The following is a 1,306-nucleotide window of genomic DNA, read 5'->3' as shown; positions in this document are numbered from 1 at the left end:
AGCGGACAGAGCGACTTTGGCCATCGTCGCTGAAGTCAACGAGGCTGCCAAAGTCGCTCTGTCCGCTGTCGTGGTTGATGCACGTGGCGTAACAGTAGGCGCAATGACCGGACTCCGTAAAGAGGCTCGTGAAGCTGGCGTTTACGTACGTGTTGTACGTAACACCTTGCTCAAGCGCGCTGTTGCTGACACTCAATACAGTGTCCTCAACGACGTGTTCACCGGCCCGACCCTGATTGCATTCTCGAACGAACATCCGGGCGCTGCTGCCCGTATTTTCAAAGAGTTTGCCAAGGGTCAGGACAAGTTCGAGATCAAGGCAGCTGCGTTCGAGGGCAAGTTCCTCGCAGCTAATCAGATCGACGTACTGGCAACTCTGCCGACCCGTGACGAAGCAATTTCTCAGCTGATGAGCGTGATTCAAGGCGCTACCAGCAAATTGGCTCGTACTCTGGCGGCAATTCGCGACCAGAAAGAAGCTGCTGCAGCCTAAGGCTCGTCAACTTCTCGCGTTTTTTGTTTATTTCGATGGTCGCGTAGGCCGTCCCCCAATTCAGGAATTGAGTCATGTCTCTGACTAACGAACAAATCATCGAAGCAATCGGCCAGAAATCCGTAGTGGAAATCGTTGAGCTGATCAAAGCGATGGAAGAAACCTTCGGTGTTACTGCTGCTGCTGCTTCTGCTGGTCCAGCTGCTGCTGCCGCTGTTGTTGAAGAGCAAACCGAGTTCAACGTTGTTCTGCTGGAAGCTGGCGAGAAGAAGGTTAACGTGATCAAGGCAGTTCGTGAACTGACCGGTCTGGGCCTGAAAGAAGCCAAAGAGAAAGTAGACGGCGCTCCTCAGGTTGTAGCTGAAGGCGTTTCGAAAGAAGCTGCTGAAGACGCTAAGAAGAAGCTGGAAGAAGCAGGCGCTAAAGTCGAACTGAAATAATTTTCGACTTTGCTCCTCCAGCCCGAGCGTAAAGCGACAGGCTGATGGCTGGTGGCTCTTGCCACCGGCCTTTTTCCGTTATTGGCAGCCGACTGGGTCGGTGCTGATAAAGGTGCTTTAACCACCCGATGTGGTGGCGCAAACCATGGGGTTTGCACGATTTTCTGGCTGCTCCCGTCGGGAGGGGCCAAACAAGCAGGTGACCAAGCTGGGGAACGCTGATGGCTTACTCATATACTGAGAAAAAACGTATCCGCAAGGACTTAGCAAGTTGCCGGACGTCATGGATGTGCCGTACCTCCTGGCCATCCAGCTGGATTCGTATCGTGAATTCTTGCAAGCGGGAGCGACTAAAGATCAGTTCCGCGACGTG

2 protein-coding genes and 1 pseudogene are annotated in these 1,306 nt (G+C 53.4%); all 3 read left to right on the top strand.

Annotation, left to right across the window (positions count from 1 at the left end; genetic code table 11):
* Positions 1-16 precede the first annotated feature (16 nt).
* A complete protein-coding gene (rplJ, locus tag ACIOU6_RS27505) occupies positions 17-493 on the top strand; it encodes a 50S ribosomal protein L10 (RefSeq protein ID WP_401139874.1) in 477 nt (158 codons plus the stop codon).
* 74 nt (positions 494-567) lie between these two features.
* Entirely contained in the window at positions 568-933 is a 366-nt protein-coding gene (rplL, locus tag ACIOU6_RS27500; protein ID WP_003228750.1) for a 50S ribosomal protein L7/L12, read from the top strand.
* Positions 934-1,154: 221 nt separating this feature from the next.
* Positions 1,155-1,306 (top strand): annotated as a pseudogene (locus ACIOU6_RS27495) (hypothetical protein); the annotation flags it as partial.

The sequence above is a fragment of the Pseudomonas sp. NPDC087615 genome (genome assembly GCF_044743445.1).
GTDB lineage: Bacteria > Pseudomonadota > Gammaproteobacteria > Pseudomonadales > Pseudomonadaceae > Aquipseudomonas > Aquipseudomonas baetica_A.
The sequence above is the reverse complement of the archived record's forward strand: the minus strand, read 5'-3'. Positions and strand labels throughout refer to the sequence as shown.

What these genes read in the sequence shown, in the direction of transcription:
- rplL (WP_003228750.1), top strand. Translation starts at nt 568, where the DNA reads ATGTCTCTGACTAACGAACAAATCATCGAAGCAATCGGCCAGAAATCC.